17 protein-coding genes are annotated in these 19368 nt (G+C 73.3%); 5 read left to right on the forward strand and 12 right to left on the reverse strand.

All coding sequences use genetic code 11. From position 1 onward, the window contains the following. Positions 1–115: 115 nt before the first annotated feature. Positions 116–1978 (forward strand): glycoside hydrolase family 15 protein, encoded by a 1863-nt coding sequence (locus tag MUU72_RS23360; protein ID WP_372503245.1) that lies wholly within the window; start codon positions 116–118, stop codon positions 1976–1978. Between the two features lie 217 nt (positions 1979–2195). Here MUU72_RS23360 and MUU72_RS23365 read toward each other — a convergent pair whose 3' ends face one another. From MUU72_RS23365 to MUU72_RS23375, 3 genes are all read right to left on the reverse strand, one after another. Beyond that, positions 2196–2861: a class I SAM-dependent methyltransferase gene (locus tag MUU72_RS23365; protein ID WP_248015332.1), complete on the reverse strand. Its 666-nt coding sequence runs from the start codon at positions 2859–2861 to the stop codon at positions 2196–2198. Between the two features lie 239 nt (positions 2862–3100). Beyond that, complete coding sequence (locus MUU72_RS23370) at positions 3101–3757, reverse strand: hypothetical protein (protein WP_248015333.1); 657 nt, start codon at positions 3755–3757, stop codon at positions 3101–3103. Positions 3758–4169: 412 nt separating this feature from the next. After that, complete coding sequence (locus tag MUU72_RS23375; protein ID WP_248015334.1) at positions 4170–5102, reverse strand: alpha/beta fold hydrolase; 933 nt, start codon at positions 5100–5102, stop codon at positions 4170–4172. A gap of 293 nt (positions 5103–5395) precedes the next feature. Here MUU72_RS23375 and MUU72_RS23380 point away from each other — a divergent pair, with 293 nt between their 5' ends. After that, complete coding sequence (locus MUU72_RS23380) at positions 5396–6226, forward strand: TetR/AcrR family transcriptional regulator (RefSeq protein WP_248015335.1); 831 nt, start codon at positions 5396–5398, stop codon at positions 6224–6226. On the opposite strand, the gene MUU72_RS23385 is transcribed toward MUU72_RS23380, so the two are convergent. The 5 genes from MUU72_RS23385 to MUU72_RS23405 form a co-directional block, all read right to left on the reverse strand. After that, complete coding sequence (locus MUU72_RS23385; protein ID WP_248015416.1) at positions 6156–7061, reverse strand: alpha/beta fold hydrolase; 906 nt, start codon at positions 7059–7061, stop codon at positions 6156–6158. The two genes, MUU72_RS23380 and MUU72_RS23385, sit on opposite strands and share 71 nt — an antisense overlap. 24 nt (positions 7062–7085) lie before the next feature. Continuing rightward, a complete protein-coding gene (locus MUU72_RS23390) occupies positions 7086–7343 on the reverse strand; it encodes an acyl carrier protein (protein ID WP_248015336.1) in 258 nt (85 codons plus the stop codon). Positions 7344–7409: 66 nt separating this feature from the next. After that, positions 7410–8453 carry a beta-ketoacyl-ACP synthase III gene (locus MUU72_RS23395; protein WP_248015337.1) on the reverse strand — a complete coding sequence of 348 codons (1044 nt, stop codon included), beginning with the start codon at positions 8451–8453 and terminating at the stop codon, positions 7410–7412. A 114-nt stretch (positions 8454–8567) separates the two neighbouring features. Then, complete coding sequence (locus MUU72_RS23400) at positions 8568–9488, reverse strand: polysaccharide deacetylase family protein (protein WP_248015338.1); 921 nt, start codon at positions 9486–9488, stop codon at positions 8568–8570. Positions 9489–9575: 87 nt separating this feature from the next. Continuing rightward, complete coding sequence (locus tag MUU72_RS23405; RefSeq protein WP_248015339.1) at positions 9576–10208, reverse strand: GNAT family N-acetyltransferase; 633 nt, start codon at positions 10206–10208, stop codon at positions 9576–9578. A 198-nt stretch (positions 10209–10406) separates the two neighbouring features. Here MUU72_RS23405 and MUU72_RS23410 point away from each other — a divergent pair, with 198 nt between their 5' ends. Then, the gene (locus MUU72_RS23410) at positions 10407–12890 is read left to right on the forward strand and encodes an ATP-dependent Clp protease ATP-binding subunit (RefSeq protein ID WP_248015340.1); all 2484 of its coding nucleotides are present in this window, start codon (positions 10407–10409) and stop codon (positions 12888–12890) included. A gap of 24 nt (positions 12891–12914) precedes the next feature. On the opposite strand, the gene MUU72_RS23415 is transcribed toward MUU72_RS23410, so the two are convergent. From MUU72_RS23415 to MUU72_RS23425, 3 genes are read right to left on the reverse strand one after another with little or no spacing between them, the layout of a single operon-like run. Then, positions 12915–14156: a cytochrome P450 gene (locus tag MUU72_RS23415; protein WP_248015341.1), complete on the reverse strand. Its 1242-nt coding sequence runs from the start codon at positions 14154–14156 to the stop codon at positions 12915–12917. Between the two features lie 57 nt (positions 14157–14213). Continuing rightward, positions 14214–15581: an NAD(P)/FAD-dependent oxidoreductase gene (locus MUU72_RS23420; RefSeq protein WP_248015342.1), complete on the reverse strand. Its 1368-nt coding sequence runs from the start codon at positions 15579–15581 to the stop codon at positions 14214–14216. Beyond that, a complete protein-coding gene (locus MUU72_RS23425) occupies positions 15571–15804 on the reverse strand; it encodes a ferredoxin (protein WP_248015343.1) in 234 nt (77 codons plus the stop codon). Before MUU72_RS23425 ends, MUU72_RS23420 begins: the two co-directional genes overlap by 11 nt. Before the next feature lie 604 nt (positions 15805–16408). Between MUU72_RS23425 and MUU72_RS23430 the strand changes: the two genes are divergently transcribed. Together MUU72_RS23430 and MUU72_RS23435 are read left to right on the forward strand one after the other, a co-directional pair. Then, positions 16409–17605, forward strand: coding sequence for an acyltransferase family protein (locus tag MUU72_RS23430; protein WP_248015344.1), 1197 nt, complete (start codon positions 16409–16411; stop codon positions 17603–17605). A gap of 90 nt (positions 17606–17695) precedes the next feature. Further along, the gene (locus MUU72_RS23435) at positions 17696–17971 is read left to right on the forward strand and encodes a hypothetical protein (RefSeq protein WP_248015345.1); all 276 of its coding nucleotides are present in this window, start codon (positions 17696–17698) and stop codon (positions 17969–17971) included. 28 nt (positions 17972–17999) lie between these two features. Here MUU72_RS23435 and MUU72_RS23440 read toward each other — a convergent pair whose 3' ends face one another. Continuing rightward, on the reverse strand, positions 18000–19232 hold the full coding sequence (locus MUU72_RS23440) for an FAD-dependent oxidoreductase (RefSeq protein ID WP_248015346.1): 1233 nt from the start codon (positions 19230–19232) through the stop codon (positions 18000–18002). Positions 19233–19368 lie beyond the last annotated feature (136 nt).

Here is a 19368-nt window from a genome sequence, read left to right on the forward strand (position 1 = left end):
CCCACCCCCGCCCCCTCTCCTCCTGCCCCCGCCGGCGAACGGGCGGTCGTTGCCCGCCCGGGGGTAGCCTGAAGCCACTGCTCCAGCTCGTACCCCCGAGCGCAGGGGAGGTCCGATGACGATGCCCACGGGCCCCGCGCCGACCCTCACCGCGAGCCTGCGCCCCAGCAGGGCCGACGCCCCGCGTTACGTCCCCATCGCCGAACACGGGCTCATCGGCGATATGCGCACCGCTGCGCTCGTCGGCACCAACGGCACCATCGACTGGTACTGCTGCACCCGCTTCGACGCCCCCAGCGTCTTCGCCGCGATACTCGATGCCGACCACGGCGGCGCGTTCGAGCTGGCCCCCGACGTCCCGGCCCGCACCAAGCAGTTCTACTTCCCCGACACCAACATCCTCATCACCCGCTTCTTCGCTGACAACGGCGTCGGCGAGGTCCAGGACTTCATGCCCATCGTCGGTGACTCCCGCGAAGCGGACCGCCACCGGCTGATCCGCCGCGTGCTCTGCGTCCGAGGCTCCCTACCCTTCTCCCTTCGCGTCGCGCCCCGTTTCGACTACGGCCGGCAGGAGCACACCGTCACCGCTCACGACCAGGGCCTCACCGTCTTCCACTCACCGGACCTCACGCTCGCCCTGACCTCGAGCGTCCCCGTCCGGACCGACGGCCCCGACGTCTGCGCCTCCTTCACCCTCGGCGAGGGTGAAGCCGCCGTATTCGCCCTCGACCGCATCGGCGAGGGCGTCGAGCCCCGCTTCTGCGCCGTCCGTGAAGCGGAACAGCTCTTCGGTGCCACCGTGCGCTACTGGCGCGGCTGGCTCGCCCACTCCCGCTACCGCGGGCGCTGGCGGGAGATGGTGCACCGCTCCGCCCTCACCCTGAAACTCCTCACCTACGCGCCCACCGGCGCCATCGTCGCCGCCCCCACCACCAGCCTCCCCGAGCAGATCGGCGGCGAGCGCAACTGGGACTACCGCTACGCCTGGGTCCGCGACGCGGCCTTCTGCATCTACGCCCTCCTCCGCCTCGGTTTCACCGACGAGGCCGATTCATTCGTCCACTTCCTCTCCTCCAAGGTCTGCCTGAAGCACTGCGCCCGCGGCCCGCTCCAGATCATGTACGGCATCGACGGCCGCAGTGATCTCCCCGAGATCGAACTCCCGCACCTGGAAGGCCATTTGGGCTCCGCGCCGGTCCGTATCGGCAACAACGCCGTCAACCAGCTCCAGCTCGACATCTACGGTGCGCTCATCGACTCCCTCTACCTCTACGACAAGTGGGGCCAGCCGCTGTCCAGCGATCACTGGGACACCGTCTGCGGCCTGGTCGACTGGGTGTGCGACAACTGGGACCAGCCGGACGAGGGCATCTGGGAGACCCGGGGAAAGATCCAGAACTTCCTCTACTCCCAGTTGATGTGCTGGGTCGCCATCGAACGCGCCATGCGCATCGCCCGCCACCGCGGCCTGCCCGCCGACATGCTCCGCTGGTCTCAGGCCCGCGATGCCATCTACCGGCGCATCATGCAGCGCGGCTGGTCGCCGGCGCGCCAGGCGTTCGTCCAGCACGAGGACGCCGATGTGCTGGACGCCTCGGTGCTGATGATGCCGCTGGCCAAGTTCATTTCACCGACCGACCCGAAGTGGCTCTCCACGCTGGACGTGCTCGGCGAGGAGCTGGTCTCCGACTCCCTCGTCTACCGCTATGACCCCACGGCCAGCCCTGACGGATTGCGCGGTGAGGAAGGCACCTTCTCGATCTGCTCGTTCTGGTATGTCGAAGCGCTCTCCCGCGCCGGGCGGGTGGACGAGGCACGCCTCGCCTTCGAGAAGATGCTCACCTACGCCAACCACGTCGGCCTGTATGCCGAGGAGATCGGCCGCACCGGCGAACAGATCGGGAACTTCCCTCAGGCGTTCACCCACCTCGCGCTCATCAGCGCGGCCTTCAATCTGGACCGGGCCCTTGGGTGAGGAGGGGAATGGCGGGGGCGTGGCCTCCGGGTTGTCGCGCTGGCGGGTCGAGATCATGGTTGGCTCCCTGCGCTTGGGCCGGTACTCGCACCTGTGACTGGGCCTATGTTTGTACCCGTACCCGTACCCGTACCCGTACCCGTACCTGTACCTGTAGCTGTCGTTGGTTGTGGGGCCGGGCTGGCTCCTGGTCGTGTCTCGGTCGCTGTCTGCGGCGCTATCCGGCCCGTTGTCCTTGTCCCTGAGCGGGGTCGGGGCGGGCGAGGCCGATGAGGGAGGGGGAGGCCGGGTGCGGTCTTCCGCCCGGGCGGAAGTCGAAGCGCCGGATGGCCTCGATCGTGAAGCCCGCGCTCCGGAGGGCGCTTTCGGTGTCGCGGGTGAGGTTGCACCCTCCTCCGGCCAGTCGCCACAGGGGGTTGAGTATCCGCTGGCGTCGGTAGGGCCCTGGCCGGCGTGCGCGGACGTGCTCGTAGAAGCGCAGCTCCCCGCCCGGCTTCAGGACCCGCCGGGCTTCAGCGAGCGCGGTAGGGACGTCGGTGACACTGCACAGGACCAGCGACATCACCGCGACATCGACGCTCGCGTCGTCCAGCGGCAGACGCTCCGCCCGGCCGGGGAGAACCTCGACGGGGACGGGGGCGTCGGCCGCCGCCCGGGTGGCGAGGGCCCGCAGCCGGGGCTCGGGCTCCACCGCGATGACCCTTTCCACCGGCGCCGGATAGTGCGGGAAATTCGCTCCGGTACCGGCGCCGATCTCCACCACGCTGCCGCGGATCCCGATGAGGAGCTCCCGGCGGTGGGCGAGCGAACCGTGCGCCTCGGCGTAGGCATTGATGCGCGGATAGATGCGGGCGAAGAGCGGGTGCGAGATCTTGTCGGCCATGCTGCACTCCCCGTGGTGCCGGGTGGATTTCCGTTCCGAGAACAGTGCATCACTGAGCGGAGTTGCGGCGCGTCGGAGCGTGGGTGGAAACGTGGCGTCAACCCGTGGGTTGATCGGCGGGAGTGTGTCGGCCTGCGGTACTCGGCGGGGGCCGGCGCCTGGCGCGAGTGGCCCCGCCGGCGTGCGGGCGTGCGGGCGTGCGGGCGGGCCGGTGTGCGGGTGGGCCGGTGGGGTCCGGCTCAGGCGTCGCCGGGCAGGAGGTGCTGGTTGACCTGGCGGAAGGACCAGGTGCCGTGGGTGCGAGTGAAGATCCAGACCAGGTCGAAGCGGTTGGGCCACTTGTGGGGGACGCCGGTGCCGGTGGCGCCGAGCGCGGTGACGATGTCGGGGATGCGGCTGTGCTCCCAGCAGATGAGGACGGGTCCGGTGGCGGAGAGGGCGGCTTTGGCGAGCGCGGCTTCCTGGGACTCGGCGTAGGTGGTGTTGAGGGTGAGTCCCAGGTGATGGGCGAGCGGTGTGACGGTCTGCCGCATCCGGTGGGCGCCGGCGTGCGGGCCCTGATCGGTGGCCGCGAAGATCGTCCGGGGACGGGAGAGTCCGGCCGGGAGCGGCTGTCCTGTCGACGGGTCGAAGAGCTTGGGCAGGGCGTTGGCGCGGTCCCAGCCGCGCCGGGTCAGTGATTTGTGGTCCTTGTGCCCGTGTTCGTCGATGCCGGGGTGGGTCTCGTCCGGCTTCTCGCCGTGCCGGATGATCATGATGACGGCGTCGCCCGACCCGCTGCCCGCGGAGCCGTGCGGGCCGAGGGCGGCCGCGGCCCCCTTGTGACTCCCGCAGGCCGCGAGTGCCGCGGGGGCGGCCGCGGCCAGACCTGCCAGTACCCACCGCCGACTGACCACGCGGTGGCCGCCGTCTCCCCGGGGTGGGGTGGTGGACGAGGCGGAAGTGGGGGAGAGGGCAGGCGAGTTGGTAGGGAATGCCCTGGATTGCGGCATGGTGATGCCTCCTTTGCTCGGCGGGAGGACCTGATGCTGCGGCAGTAGAGCACGTCTCCCTGAGATTGCCCGCCCGCTGGCCCCGGCAAGGTGCAGATCGATGCACGGCCGGGTGGCGGGCGGGCGCGAATGCGCCCCGTCTCGCGGCGGGGCGCGGCGGCCAGGGGTCAGGAGGGCGGGCGCGGCGGCCGGGGGCCAGGCAGGGGGACGCGGCGTCACGCAACGCTTCACGCAACGCACCACGCCGCACATCGAGGAGCCGTCGCCCCGGGCCCGGAAGCCGTCCCGGCCCGGAGCCCGCCCCGGGCCCCGACCCTCACCCCGCGGGCGGCTCGTCGTGGGAGCCGTCGGCGAGGTGGCGGACGTGCCGGGCGACCTCCGTCCACACCGGTTCCGGCAGGTCGTGGCCGACACCGGGGAGGGGGACGAAGCGGGCGCCCGGGATGCGGGCGGCGACCGTGCGGCCCGCGGACGGCTTGACCAGGGGGTCGTCGAGGCCGTGCAGGACCAGCGTCGGGGTGGTGATCCGGTCGATGGGCGGGCCGTGCCACTGGGCGCCGATCTGGCGGCTCTGGCTGCGGGCGTCCACCACCCCCGCGTCCGGCACCGCGCTCAGCATGTCCCGGACGGTCCGCTCGTCGAACGGGTAACCGGGGGAGCGGAGCAGCCGGGCCAGCGCCACCCCGGCTTCGATGTGGCCCTCCGGTGTCTGCGGATGGCGCGTCCGGGCGAGCCGGGCGAGCGTGCGCAGCCGGATGTGGCGCAGGGTGGCGGGGCCGGCGGCGTCACCGGGGACCGCCGAAACGCTGGTCAGGGTGCGGACCCGGGCCGGGTGCCGCAGGGCGATCCGCTGGGCGACCGCGCCGCCGAGCGACTGGCCGAAGAGGTGCGCGGACTCCCAGCCCAGCGCGTCCAGGACGGCGATGGCGTCGTCGGCCATGTCCTCGGCCGAGTAGGCGTCGCCGCGGCGGCGGACGAGGGCGGCGATCGGGCCCCTCCTGGAGGCGGGCGGGAGGTGGGTGGACTCGCCGGCGTCGCGCTGGTCGTAGCGGGCGACCGCGAAGCCCTCGGCGGCCAGCGCCCGGGCCAGGCCGGTGGGCCACCAGCGCCGCGAGACGCCCAGCCCGGTCACCAGCAGCAGCGGCTCCGGTGCCGCCGCCGGTCCGTCGGCCGCCAACTGGTCGTAGGCGACCCGGATCCGGCCGTTGTGGGCCCATGCGGTCGCGGTCCATGGGGATGTCGTGGTCACGGTTCCTCCTGGGGTTGGTGGGCGCGTCCGGGGCGGCGCACCGGGGCGGCGCGGGCCGCGGTGGTGTGCCGCCCCGGCGTGCGCGGTACGGGGCGGGCGGCGAAGGTGCGTTCCGGTGCGCGGCGTCCGGGACGCGTCCGGGAGGCGGGGGCCGCCCGCGCCGTCGCAAGAACGCCGATCGCAAGAACACCGATCACAAAAGCACCGACCGAAAAACTGCGATCGCCGTTCGCGGTTGTAAGACTATGCTTATCAGCAAGGGCACGGATGACGGAAGGGGCCGGTGAGGCGCGGTGGCCGGGACGGCGGAGGGCGACGGGACGGCGGACGAGGTGCTGGTGTGGGACCGGCCCGAACGGGGCGCCCGGGGGCCCGCGCCCGAGCGGAACCGCGGACAGCTCACCGAGGCCGCGGTCCGGCTCGCCGACGCGGGCGGTCTGGCGGCGGTCTCCGTACGCCAGGTGGCCAGGGAACTGGGCACCGGGCCCGCGTCCCTCTACCGGTACGTCGCCGGCCGCGACGACCTGGTGGACCTGATGGTGGACGCGGCGACCGGCGAGATCGACCTCGGTGTGGCGCTGACCGGGGATCCGGTGGCGGACCTGGTCGCGCTCGCCGGGCGGACGCACCAGGTCCACCTGCGGCACCCGTGGCTGGTGGAGGTGGCGCCCGAAGCGATGCGGGTGGGGCCGCGCGGGCTGGCGTACCTGGAGTACGCGCTGCGCGCCCTGGAGCCGCTGGACGGGCTGCCGGGCGCGGCCAAACTGGAGGCGGTGGCCGCACTGAACGCACTGGTCGTCATGGTGTCCGGCGCCGTACTGCGCGCCCGCCGCGCGCCGACGGCCCGCCAGGCCGCCCAGGCCCGGTACCTGCATGCGGTGGCCGAAGGGGGCGAACACCCGCTGCTGGCACAGGCGTTGGCGGACGGGACGACCGAGGAGCCGGGCGGCGCAGCGCTCGCCGGCCCGGGCGGCGGGCCGCGCTTCGCACGCGTGGTCCGGCGCGCCCTCACCGGCCTCCTCGCCCCCGACGCCCCCGGTGGATCCGGCCGTGCTACGGCCGCGCCCCCGGATACCGGCAGTACGGCAGGCCCCGCACCGGCTCGTCCCGGAGGAAGCGGGTGACCAGGTCCGCGTACTCGGCGTCGCGCTCCAGGTGGGCCATGTGGTCGGCGTCGCGGATCAGGACGAAGGTGCAGCCGGCGATGGTGGCCGCGACCGCCGCGTTCTCCGCCGGTGAACTGGCGCAGTCGTGCTCGCCCGTGAAGACCAGGGCGGGCACCCCGGAGATGCCGCCGGGCGGATACAGGTCGGTGTCCAGCAGCCGTTCGTGGCAGGCGGCGTAGCGCAGTGCCGCGCTCTGCGAGGTCCGCAGCAGCTGGCGCTCCAGGAGGCGGGCGACCGCCGGCCCCTGGGCGACCTCCTGCCGGGTGGCGCTGTTGACCAGCATGTCGACGACGTTGCGGGCGTACGCGCGGCGCTCGGGTTCGGCGGCCGGGCGGGAGCCGGGGGCGCCCACCAGCGCCAGGCCCTGGCGGACCACCGCGGTCAGCCGGGGGCCGACCCGCGGGGTGGCGCCGGCCAGCAGCAGCCGGGCGACCCGGTCCGGGTGCGACTGGGCCAGCCGGTAGGCGATGGGCGCCCCGTAGGAGGCGCCCAGGACATTGACCGGGCCCAGGCCGAGGCGGTCGATGGCGTGGCCCGCCGCCTCCGCGAGCACCTCGAAACCGGCGGCGGCGTCCAGGTCGCCGGCGTTCCCGGTACCCGGCAGGTCCACCAGGACCACGGTGGTGTGGGCGGTCAGCCGGCGCTCCAGGCGCGGCCAGGAGTACATGTCCTGGAGGGCGCCGCCGATCAGGACGAGCGGCTCGGTGCCGGTGCGGCGCCGGGGGGTGAGGACCCGGCAGGTGTAGGTCATGTCCCGCAGGGCGAGCGGGACCAGGCGTTCGTCGGCTTCCATGGTGTCCACGGCGGCCGCTCCCGGCTAGGCCGTGGAAGGGGTGGCGGCGACGGCGGGGGCGCCGGTGCGGCGGGCGATCAGCTCGGCGAGTGCGGCGACGGTCGGCGCCGCGGACAGCTCGTCCTCGTCGATCACCACGTCCAGCTCGTCCTCCAGGGCCATCGACAGCACCGTCACGGCCATGGAGTCGATCCCGGCCCGGGCCAGGGAGACCTCCGGGACGATCGGGCCGCCGGGCAGCCCGGCACGGGTGATCAGGAGTTCCTTCACCTGGTCGAACATGGTCCCTCCTTACGGGGACGGGGGTCGTTCGGGCGGGCGCGCGATCCGGCGCGGGGCGCGGCGGTGTCAGCGCTCGGCGCGCAGGCCGGCCGGCCACACCAGCGTCGTGGCGGCCCAGGCGAGGCCGCTGCCGAAGGCGACCAGCAGGACGCGGTGGCCGGGCCGGAGCGACCCTTCGGCGGCGGCGTCCGCCAGGAGCAGGGGCACGGAGGCGGCGGCGGTGTTCCCCACCGAGGCGATGTTGGACGGCACCCGCTCCGGCGGGATGCCCAGCGCGTCGGAGACCGCCGCGCTGATCCGGGCGTTGGCCTGATGGACGATCAGCCGGTCGATGTCCCGCGGCTGCCAGCCGGCGGCCGCCGCGGCACAGGTGGCGGCCGCCGTCATCCGGCGCACGGCATGGCGCAGGACCTCGTTGCCGCGCATCCGGACGTGGCGCTCGCTGCGGGGCGCCGCGTCCCGGCCGTCGCGGTTCCGGGAGCCGCCCACCGGGATGACGATGGCGTCGGAGCGTGCGCCGTCGCTGCCCCACGCCACCTCGCCCAGGGCGCCGGGCCGGCCGGGGCGGCCCGCCTCCAGGACGGCCGCGCCCGCGCCGTCCCCGAAGATCGGCGCGGTCGACCGGTCCGCCGGATCGATCACCGCCGACATCGTCTCGGCCCCGATGACCAGGACCCGGCCGGCCGTCCCGGAACGGATCAGTCCGGCGGCCACCGTGGTCGCGTACAGGAAGCCGGAGCAGCCCGCGGCGATGTCGAACGCGGCGGCGTTGGCCAGCCCGAGCCGGGCGGCCACGTCCGGAGCGGTGGCCGGGCACGGATGGTCCGGCGTCGTGGTGGCCAGGACGACCGCGTCCGCCCGGGTCACCCCGGCCGACCGCAGCGCACGGGCACCCGCCTCGGCCGCCAGGTCGCCGGTGGCCGTCTTGGGGTCCGCCCGGCGCCGTACGGAGATGCCGATCCGCTCGCGGATCCAGGTGTCCGAGGTGTCCAGGTGGGCGCAGAGTTCGTCGTTGGTGACCTCCCGGGGCGGCAGCCAGGACCCCAGACCGGTCAGTACCGCGGCCGTGCCCGCCGCCGGCGCCTGCACACTGTCCTCCGACTGATACATGGGACAAATGTAATCAATCAGGAGCAAAGGGTGAGCGGTGGAGGCGGTGGGGTGTGGCGTTGGGGTGGCACCCGGCCGGCCCGGCGGCCGCCAGCGCGGGCCGGGCGGAACGGCTCAGCCCGCCGCCCCGGCGGTGGTCCGGGCGTAGTGCGCGGCGATCTCGTCACTGGTCGTCAGCCACACCCCCGGATGGCCGGCGATGTGCTCCAGCGCCTGGTCCAGGTACCTGTGGCGGAACGGCTGGTTGATGACGAACGGGTGCAGCACCAGCGACATCACCCGCCCGCTGTCCGCCGCGTCCGCGTACAGCTGCGCCAGCTGGTCCTTGACGATCTGTACGAAGTCCGGGCCGCTGAGGCTCTTGCCGACGAACAGGCTGATGTCGTTGACCTCGATGGAATACGGAACGCTGAGCAGGCCCGGAATGTTGAGGCGGTAGGGCTGGTCGTCGTTGGACCAGTCCAGGACGTAGTCCAGGCCGAGTTCGGCGAGGAGTTCGGGGGTGCGGAAGGTCTCGGTCAGGGCCGGTCCGAGCCAGCCGCGCGGGCGGTGGCCGGTGGTCCGCTCGATGGAGCCGACCACCTCGGCCAGGACGGCGCGCTCCTCGTCGGGTGTCAGGTCGGCCTGGAAGGTGGAGTTGTTCCTGCCGTGGGCGATCCAGGCCCAGTCCCGCGCCCGGCCGGCCTCGATGATCTGCGGATAGCGCTCGCCGGCGTCGGAGTTGAGCATCACGCTGGCGCGGATCCCGTGCCGGTCCAGGCTCTCGATCAGCCGCCAGATGCCGACCCGGGGGCCGTAATCCCGCCAGCCGTAGTTCAGCGGGTCCGGGGCGAGCCCGGCGGTGCCGGGGAAGATGCTCGTCGACGGGCGGTCGACCCGGTAGTGCTCGACGTTCAGCCCGACGTAGAAGGCGATCCGGGCGCCGCCCGGCCACTGGATCGGGTCCCGTTCGGTGATCGGGCTGTAGTCGTAGAGCTGGTTGTCCATGGGGCTCACCTCGTGTCCGCTGTGGTCCGGGGATCCGGTGCTCCGCATCGTCGAACCTTCACATTGATGTGAAGGTCAAGCGGCGGCGGGAAGTGACCCCGGCCACAGGCGGACGCGAGGGGGCCGGTGCGTCCGCTACGGGCGGTAGACGCAGGCCGCCAGGCCCGTGTGGCGGCGCCAGCCGAGCGTCTCGTACAGCGCGCGGCCCGCGTCCGTCGCCCCCAGGACGCCGGTCTCCGCGCCGCGGTCGACCGCGTGGTCGGCCAGCGTGCGCATCACGAAACCGCCCAGCCCGCGACGGCGGTGGCCCTCCTCGGTCCCCACCCGGTCCACCACCGCCGCCGCGCCCACGAGGGCCAGCTGCCCCTTCGCGGCGGGCGCGCCGGACGCGTCAGTGACCCGGACGCAGGTGACGCCGGCCTCGGTCTCGACCGTGACGCGGTAGCCGTCCGGCACCACCGGACGGGTGGCCCGCAGGTCCGCGGCCATCAGGTGGCCCGTCTCCTCCTTGTCCACCGTCCAGCCCGCCGGCATCCACGGCACCGCCGTCTCCGCCTCCACGGGCAGCTTCAGCCAGGTGTGCGGGACGGTGACGGTCGCGGCGGCCGCGCGCACCACGGACTGGTCCGGAGCGGGCAGCACGTGCCGGCCCACCTGGTCGGGCAGGCCCACGTCCACGTACAGCCCCCAGGGGTGCTCGACCGCCGGCGGGCGCTGCCGCGAAACCACCCAGCCGGCCACCCATGTCCTGACGAGATCCGGAACCATCGACCCCTCCCGAGTAAGTGCCACGCAACGGCAGCGCACATTACTCGATCACGGCCGCGGCGGCACCCGGTTTCGCGCGCCCGGCACCCGCTCCGGTCGCCCGCACCCCCGACCCGGCGAAGAATTGTCCGGGTACGGGCAATCGACTACGGCAGGCAGCACCCCACCGTGGCGCTGCCCGCCGGACGGGTGGTCACGGTGACGACTTCGCCTTTCGGGTCCGGCGACCCCTTCTCCGACCTCTTCAACCGCTTCTTCGGCATGAGCCCGGCGGCCTCCCCGCCGGCCGTCCAGCGCGTCCCCATCGGACGGCTGCTGAGCGACTCCTCGCACGAACTGCTGGCGGCGGCCGGCAGCCGCGCCGCCGCGGACGGTGCCGACCTCGACACCCTCCACCTGCTCTGGGCCGCCACCCAGGTCCCGGCCGCCCGGCAGCTGTTGGAACAGGCCGACGCCGACCCCGACCACCTGGCCGAGGACCTCGGCCGGCAGCTGCCCGCCGGCACCGCCGACGGCGAACCCGCCCTCACCCCCGCCGCCAAACGCGCCCTGCTCGCCGCCCACACCCGCTCCCAGGCCGCCGGCGCCTCCTACATCGGCCCCGAGCACATCCTCGCCGCCCTCCTGGAGGACCCCCGCTCCGGCCTCGGCCAGACCCTCAAACCGAGCGGCGCACCGGCGCCCGCCCCGCCCGGCCGGCAGCCCGCCCGGCCCGGCCACGCCGACACCCCCACCCTCGACGCCTACGGCCGCGACCTCACGGACGAGGCCCGCGGCGGACGGCTCGACCCGGTCGTCGGCCGCGCCCGGGAGATCGAGCAGACCGTCGAGGTGCTCTCCCGGCGCACCAAGAACAACCCGGTCCTGATCGGCGACCCCGGCGTCGGCAAGACCGCCATCGTCGAAGGGCTCGCCCAGCGGATCGTCGCCGGGGAAGTGCCCAAGGCGCTGCGGGACCGGCGGGTGGTCGGCCTCGACCTCGCCGGGATGGTCGCCGGGTCCAAGTACCGGGGCGAGTTCGAGGAGCGGCTCAAGAAGGTGATCGACGAGGTCACCCGCGCCGAGAAGGGGATCGTCCTGTTCCTCGACGAACTCCACACCGTCGTCGGCGCGGGCGGCGGGGGAGAGGGCGCCATGGACGCCGGGAACATCCTCAAACCCGCCCTCGCCCGCGGCGACCTGAGCGTCGTCGGCGCCACCACCATCGACGAGTACCGCAAGCACATCGAGAAGGACGCCGCCCTGGAACGCCGCTTCCAGCCCGTCATGGTGCCCGAACCCGGAGTCGAGGAGACCGTCGAGATCCTGCGCGGGCTGCGCGACTCCTACGAGGCCCACCACCAGGTGCGGTACACCGACGAGGCACTCGACGCCGCGGCCGCGCTCTCCGACCGCTACATCGGCGACCGCTTCCTGCCCGACAAGGCCATCGACCTCATGGACCAGGCCGGCGCCCGGGTCGGACTGCGCAGCCTGGGCGGCCCCGGCCCCGCCGAGGAGATCGAGGACCGCCTCACCGGACTCCGCCGCGAGAAGGACGAGGCGGTCAGCACCGAGGACTACGAGCGCGCCGCCGAACTCAAGGAAGCCATCCGGCAGGCCGAGGCCGAACTCGCCGGCGTCGCCGAGGAACGCGAACAGGCCGCCGCCGTCACCCCCGAGGACATCGCCGACGTGCTCTCCGCCCGCACCGGCATCCCCGTCTCCCAGCTCACCGAGACCGAACGCGACCGGCTGCTGAAGCTGGAGGACGCCCTGCACGAACGCGTCGTCGGCCAGGACGAGGCGGTCACCGCGGTCTCCCAGGCCGTCCGCCGCAGCCGCGCCGGGCTGAGCGACCCCGACCGGCCCAGCGGCAGCTTCCTCTTCCTCGGGCCCACCGGCGTCGGCAAGACCGAACTGGCCAAGGCGCTCGCCGCGTTGCTGTTCGGCGATGCCGACCGGATGGTCCGCTTCGACATGAGCGAGTACCAGGAGAAGCACACCGTCTCCCGCCTCGTCGGCTCCCCGCCCGGATACGTCGGCTACGAGGAGGCCGGCCAGCTCACCGAGGCCGTCCGGCGCAGGCCCTACAGCGTGCTGCTCTTCGACGAGGTGGAGAAGGCCCACCCGGACGTCTTCAACCTGCTGCTCCAGGTGCTCGACGACGGCCGGCTCACCGACGCCCAGGGGCGCACCGTCGACTTCCGCAACACCGTGGTCATCATGACCAGCAACATCGCCTCCCAGCGGATCCTGGCCCACCACGGCGCGGTCGACGAGATCCGCGACGCGCTGATGAGCGATCTCCAGGCCCACTTCCGGCCCGAATTCCTCAACCGCATCGACGAGGTCATCGTCTTCCACGCCCTGACCCGCCAGGACCTGCTGCGCATCGTGGACCTGCTGCTGGACCGCAGCCGGCGCCGGCTGCACGCCCAGGGGATCGGCCTGACGGTCACCGAACCCGCCAAGGAATGGCTCGCCAACCGCGGCTACCAGCCCGAATTCGGCGCCCGCCCGCTGCGCCGCACCCTCCAGAACGAACTCGACAACCGGCTCTCGAACATGCTGCTCGACGGCACCCTCAACCCCGGCGACACCGTCGTCGCCGACGTCGCCGACGGGCAGCTCACCCTCCGCCTCGGCCAGCCCCCGGCCACCGGAGCGCCGACCGGGGAGCCCGCCGGCAGCGCCCCCTGACGCCGACCCTGTCCTGACCTCCCGTCAGCTCTCCCCGGGAGCGCCATCGTCCTTGGTGGTGCAGTCGATCAGCAGGTGCCGGGGCCCGCGCAGGATCGGGCTGTGCCGGTACGGCGGCGGGTCCGCCACCAGCCGCGGCCCCTCCAGCCGGCGCAGCAGCGCGGCCAGCGCCACCTGCGCCTCCAGCCGCGCCAGCGGTGCGCCGAAGCAGCTGTGCACACCGCTGCCGAAACCGAAGTGCTCGTTGTCCCGCCGGGCGGGATCGAACCGGTCGGGGTCCTCGAACCGCAGTGGGTCGCGGTTCGCCGACGCCAGCATCAAATACAGCGGCGCGCCCCGCGGCACGGTCACCCCGCCGACCTCGATGTCCGTCAGGGGAGTGCGCTGCGGCAGCATCTGCACCGGCGGTTCGTAGCGCAGCAGCTCCTCCACCGCCGACGGCATCAGCTCCGGCTCCCGGCGCAGCCGCTCCAGCGCGTCCGGCTGCCGCAGCAGTGTCAGCATGCCGTTGGTGATGAGGTTGACCGTCGTCTCGTGCCCCGCGATCATCAGCAGGGTCAGCGTCGTCATCAACTCCCATCTGGCCAGCGGGCCTTCGGGGCCGGCGTCGTGGACCAGCGCGGAGATCATGTCGTCCGCCGGATCGGCCCGCCGCCGGTCGGCCAGCTCCCCCAGGTACTCCGCCATCTCCGTCCGCGCCGCCGTGCCCGCCTGCTGCCGCTCCCACGTCTCCTCGCCGGGGGAGCGGTCCAGGGAGGCGATGACGGTGTCCGTCCAGGCGCGGAGGGCGGGCATGTCCTCCCGGGGGACGCCCAGCAGGCGGCAGATGACCGTCACCGGCAGCGGATAGGCGAAGTCGTCCACCAGGTCGATCCGGTCCCGGCCCCGGAAGCCGTCGATCAGCTCGCCGGCGATCCCGACGAGGGCGCCGTGCAGCGCGTCGATGCGGCCGGGGGAGTGCGGGGGGCCGAAGGGGCGCATCGCCAGTCGGCGCAACCGGTCGTGCTCGGGGTCGTCGACGGCGATGAACGACGGCGGCAGACCGTCCGACCTGGCCCGTACCTCGTCCGGATCGGTGCGGTGGCGCACGTCCGAGCTGATCCGCGGATCGTGCAGCAGCGCGGCGACCTCGTGGTACGTCCCGACCAGGAAGCTGCCGTCGTTCTGGCGCGCCACCCCGTGCTCGCGCAGTTCGGCGTAGAGCGGGTAAGGGTCGGCGCGGTGGGCGTAGTCGTTGATCCGCTCCAGCAGGGTCTCCGTGGACATGCGCGGGCTCTCCTCGTCGCAGGGGCGTCGGTAGCGGGCGGCGGTGCTCGGGGGCGGTCAGCCGGCCGGCCGCACCACGGCCAGCCGGCGGTCCGGCAGATGACCGGTCAGGGCGACGGTCGGGCCGTGCGAGAGCACCTTCGGGTCCGGTACGTCGGACGGCACCACCCGCGGCGCCTCCGGCCGGTCGGCGGCGCCCGGCGCGGGCGGGAACGGCGCCGCCGTCTCGATCAGCCGCCGGTAGTGCTCCAGCCACTTGGCGCGGTTCACGCTGACCGCGGCGGTGACCCGGCCGCGGTAGCCGTAGACGACCACCAGGCGACCCTCCTCCACCGAGCCCTGGGCGATCGTCACCTGGTCGGAGAAGGTCGGCACCCCCACCGACTTGATGTTCAGGCCGAACTGGCTGGACCAGAACGCCGGAACCGCCAGGTGTGGACGGCGCCGCGGCCCGGGGCTGACCATGTTGTGCGCCGCCACCTCCGCCTGCTCCACCGCGTTCCCCCAGTGCTCCAGCGACAGCATCTGGTACTCGAACAGCGGATGCGGGAAGCGGGCCACGTCCCCGGCCACGAACACGTCGTCGGTGACGATCCCGTACATGGTGAAGGCCCGGCAGCCGGCGTCGCAGGCCAGTCCGCGCGGACCGGCGGCCAGCCCGGAATCCGCCAGCCACTCGGTGTTGCGGACCGCGCCCAGCGCGACCACCGCGACGTCGGCCTCGATCCGGGTGCCGTCGGAGAACTCCGCGCCGGTCAGCCGCCCGCCGCTGCCGAGCAGCGACGTCACCGTCACCCCGCAGCGCAGATGGACCCCGTGCGCGCGCTGTAGCCGTGCGGCGAACGCGCCGAGCGTCCCGCCCAGCGCCCCGACCAGTGGCGCCGGGCCGCGCTCGGCGACCGTCACCGCCAGCCCGCGCTCCCGGCAGGCCGAGGCGATCTCCGAGCCGGTGAAGCCCGCGCCGATCACCAGGACCCGGCGCGGTCCGGCGTCCAGCCGCTCGGCGAGCCCGGCCGCGTCCTCCATCGTGCGGACCGTCAGCACCCCGTCCAGCCGGGCCTCTTCCGGGTTCGGCCAGGGCCGGGCCCGGGTCCCGGTCGCGATCAGCAGCCGGTCGTACGGCAGCCGCCCGCCGTCGGCCAGCAGCACCTCCTTGGTGACCGGATCGACGCCGCTGGCCCGCACCCCGAGCTTCCAGTGCGCGTCCACCGGGCGGCGGGCCGGCAGTCCGGCGTCCGCCGCCGCGACCCGCCCCAGCAGCACCTGCTTCGACAGCGGCGGGCGGTCGTAGGGCGGATGCGGTTCGTCCCCGACCAGCGTCAGCTCCCCGCCGAAACCCTCCGCCCGCAGCGTTTCGGCCGCCCGCAGACCGGCCAGGGATGCGCCGACGATGACGATCCGCCCCTGCGTCAGCTCACCGGTCATCGGCGGCCGCCCCCTTCCCGCTCTCCGCCCCGGCCCGGTCGCCGACGAGGATGGCCTGCACCGGACAGGCGGCGGCCGCCCGGCGCACCCGCTCGGCCTGGTCGTCCGGTGGTGCCGGGGCATAGCGCAGCGCCTCCTCGCCGTGCAGCTCGAAAACCCGGGGCGCGAGGAACACGCACTGCGCGTACCCCTGGCACCGGTTGAGGTCGACCACGATCTGCATTCCGCCCCATCCCTCCGGAGATATGTCCCCTTACGTCCTACTCGTCCCCGGAGGGTGGCGCGGGTGCTGGTGGGCCGGAGGGGTGTGCACGGGGAGTGAGGGGAGTGGAGGGGAGTGGAGGGGCGGGGGAACGCCGGCGGAAGCGGAAGGGGGCGACGGCCGGTGCGGGAGATCCGCGAACGGTGCCGCGCAATACCCGGCGGCGCTTATGGCGCGGCGGTCGGCGAACCCTTGTGGCGCAGTATGGGAACGCCGCGTGCCGGGAAGGTCTGCGGACGGCCGGAGAACCGGGAAACGGTGCGGCCGGTGGGGTGCACCGGGATGGAAGTGGAACTTCCGTTCAGGGGTTCGCCCGGGGGTGTGGCCCGCACGCGGAGGCGCCGCACGCCGTTGGCCGATATCCGTATTGACCCGGGATGGTTCGTGGTACCCACCATCGGAGGAAACTTCACCCGAAGCGTGACGTACGCAACCCCTTGGTGTGCCATGGAACAACTCTTTGCGATGATTTCAAGTGGACTTGCCTTCCTCGTCCCGCGCGTGAGATGGGATGGGGGGAACGCCGACCTATCGAACTGTGAGGAACCACGGGATGCCCTTTGCTGTGCCTGGAACTCTGGCCGTACCAGGGAAGGGGCACGGGCAATCCAGACTCTATGTCCTCGACGGTCTCCGCCTGGTCGCGGCGCTGATGGTCCTCGCCTACCACTACATCACCCTGCGTGATGGCTGGGGCGGCGATCCGCACGCGTTCTCGCCGACCCTCTACCACCTGTCGCAATTCGGCTGGCTGGGCGTCGAAGTCTTCTTCCTGATCAGCGGATTCGTCATCTGCATGAGCGCCTGGGGCCGGTCGCTCGGCGACTTCGTCAAATCCCGGGTCTCCCGGCTCTACCCCGCCTACTGGGTCGGCGTCCTGCTCACCGCGGCCGTCCTGATGATCTGGCCGAAGGTCCGCAGCGCGGACAACCTCGAAACGGTGCTGACCAACCTCACCATGCTCCAGCAGGGCGTGGGGGTCTCCGACCTGGACGACGTCTACTGGTCGCTCTTCGTCGAGCTGAAGTTCTACCTGCTCTTCGCCCTGGTCGTGTACCGCGGTGTCACCTACCGCCGGTGCGTGCTCTTCTGCGGGCTGTGGACGGTCGCCGGGGTCGTCGCGCTCAAGGCCGACAGCAACTTCCTCTCCGTCTGGGCCATCGCCCCCTACTCGCCCTATTTCATCGCGGGCATCGCCTTTTACCTGATGCACCGCTTCAAGCCCACGCTGCTGCTCTGGGCCATCGTCGCGGTCGAATTCCTGCTGGCCCAGCACTATGTGCGCGGACGGCTGGTGATGAATGTCGGCGCCAAGGCGAGCATGGCGCACGGCTGGCCCGCCCGGGTGGGCGTCATCCTGGCCTTCGCCATCATGGCCGCCATCGCCCTCGGCGTATTCGACAAGGTGCGGTGGCGCTGGCTGCTGACCGCCGGCTCGCTGACCTATCCGCTGTACCTCCTGCACATGTACATCGGATTCACCCTCATCGACCTGCTGCGCCACAAGGTCCCGGCGACCGTTCTCCTGCCGGCCATCGTCGCCTTCATGCTGCTGCTTTCCTATGCCGTCCACCGGCTGGTGGAACGCCCCCTCGGGAAATGGCTGCGCAACGGAATTCAGAAGGGCCTCCAGGAAATGCGCCGGAATTCCAAGACCCAGGCCGCCTCGGAATCCGCCGCACCCGCGCCGGACGCCCCGCCGGGCCCCGTCGCCGAGGTCGCCGAGAATTACCGGGTGGGCACCCAGCGGCCCTCCCTGTGAGGTGACCGCACCACCCCGCACGGGTGCCCGGTGCACCGCCCCGCGACCGGCTGATTGCCAGTTCGGGGCGGCACCGGGCACTCTTGCCGCATGTCAAACGTACGACTCGAAGCCTGGATCGGCGGGGACTGGCTGGAGGTGGCCGCGGTGAGCGTCACCGTGGAGGATTCCGCGCTGACCCTCTCCTTCGAGCACCAGCGGACCGAAGCCGGGTACCGCAGCATGATCTGGGAACCGCTGGAGCACTTCCTGCGCGAATACCGCGACGAACCGATCGTCGTCGTCCCCCTCGGCCGCTCCCTGCCCGTCATGTACGCCCCCGGGGCCGCGGGGCCGTTCCGGCTGGCGGAGGTGACGGAGGGCTGAGGGCGCGGCGCCCCCGGGCAGCGCGCCCTCAGCGGACCGACGCGGCCGGCGGCCGTTCGCGCACCGCGCCGTACGCCAGGAAGTACGCCGGGACGCGATTCAGCCACCGCGAGGCGGTCAGCCGCTCGGCCACCCACTGCGCCCGCCGCGGATCGCCCAGCGGCGGGCGCCCGGCCAGCACCGGCTCGATGACCCGGGCGTGGGCGGTCCGCTGGAGCGCCTGCGTCAGCGCCGCGGTCGGCCACCGGCGGCGCTGCACCGCACGCACGTCCCCCAGCCCCACCCGCCCCGCCCGCAGCGGCCCCACCAGATGACGGGCCGCGGCCACCGCGTCCTGCACCGCGAGGTTGATGCCGATCCCGAACACCGGCGACATCGCGTGCGCCGCGTCACCGAGGCACAGCAGCCCCGGCCGGTGCCAGCGCCGCAGCCGGTCCAGCCGCACGTCCAGCAGCCGGACCTCGTCCCAGGACGCGAGCGCGCCCATCCGGTCCCCGAGCCAGGGCGCGGCCGCCGCGTAACCGGCCCGGAACGCCGGCAGCCCGGCGGCGCGCCGCGCGGCATCCGACCCCTTGGGGATCAGCGCGGCGCACTGCCAGTAGTCCCCGCGGTCGATCAGCGCGGCGAGCAGCCGGTCCCCGGCGCCGCCCACCAGCCCGTGCGGATCGCCCTCGTACCGCGGCAGCCGGAACCACCAGGCGTCCATCGGGCAGCGGAACGCCCGCAGCCCCAGCTCCGGCAGCGCCCTGGCCAGCGAGCCCCGGCCGTCGCAGGCCACCGTCAGCGTCGCCCGCAGCTCGCCCCGCCGCCCGCCGGCGGTGCGGTACCGCACCCCGGCCACCCGCCCGCGCTCCATGAGGAACGACGTCGCCTCGGTGCCCATCCGCACCGAGAACGACGGCTCCCGCCGGGCCTCGTCCGCCAGCAGGTCCAGCAGGTCCCACTGCGGCACCATCGCCACGTAGTTGAACCGGCCGCCGAGCGCCGCGATGTTCCCCACCGTGGCCAGCGCGCCGCCGGGCCCGAGCGGCAGCTGAACGGCCGTCACCCGCCGCTGCGGCAGCCGCGCGAACCGCTCGCCGAGCCCCAGCTGGTCCAGGAGCGCCAGCGTCGAGGGGTGCACGGTGTCGCCCCGGAAGTCCCGCAGGAAGTCCCCGTGCTTCTCCAGGACCGTCACCGCCACCCCCGCCCGGGCCAGCAGCAGCCCCAGCACCATCCCGGCCGGCCCGCCGCCCACCACACAGCACGTCGTCCGCTCCACCGCACCGCTCCTTCCGCGACCACCGGGTCCCGCGCCCGCGCGCACCGCCACTGATACCCGCGATCGCCCCGGCCCGCACCGCGGCCACCGCGCATCCACCGAGCGCCGCATTCCGGACGGGATTTCCCGGATGCCG

The organism is Streptomyces rhizoryzae (genome assembly GCF_023155275.1).
Classification (GTDB): Bacteria; Actinomycetota; Actinomycetes; order Streptomycetales; family Streptomycetaceae; genus Streptomyces; species Streptomyces rhizoryzae.